The organism is Acinetobacter sp. GN11 (assembly GCF_054823985.1).
On sequence record NZ_JRVL01000175.1, the window covers coordinates 1 to 391 of the forward strand.

The 391-nt window shown below is 43.5% G+C and carries 1 protein-coding gene; it reads left to right on the top strand.

Annotation, left to right across the window (positions count from 1 at the left end; all coding sequences use genetic code 11):
- The coding region (locus NL42_RS14730; RefSeq protein ID WP_461313302.1) for an amino acid permease at positions 1-391 on the top strand (391 nt) is incomplete at both ends.

The window sequence follows — 391 nt, forward strand, 5'->3', positions numbered from 1 at the left end:
TGGCCTGATTGGTGTGGGTGGCTACATGATCTTTACTCATTTTCAAGCTCCACATGGTGAAGTTGTGAGTGTAAGTAATGTGTGGTCGCATGGTGGCATATTTCCAAAAGGCGTAAGCGGATTTTTGGCAGGTTTCCAGATTGCCGTGTTTGCTTTTATTGGTGTTGAACTGATTGGTACCACAGCAGCTGAAACGAAAGATCCAGAAAAGAACCTACCGAAAGCAATTAACGCGATTCCAGTACGTATTATCCTATTTTATGTGTTGGCACTTTTTGTAGTGATGTCAGTGACTCCTTGGGACCACATCCGTGCAGATAAAAGCCCATTTGTTGAGTTGTTCTTAAATGCAGGTATTCCGGTTTCTGCCATCATCATGAACTTGGTGGTG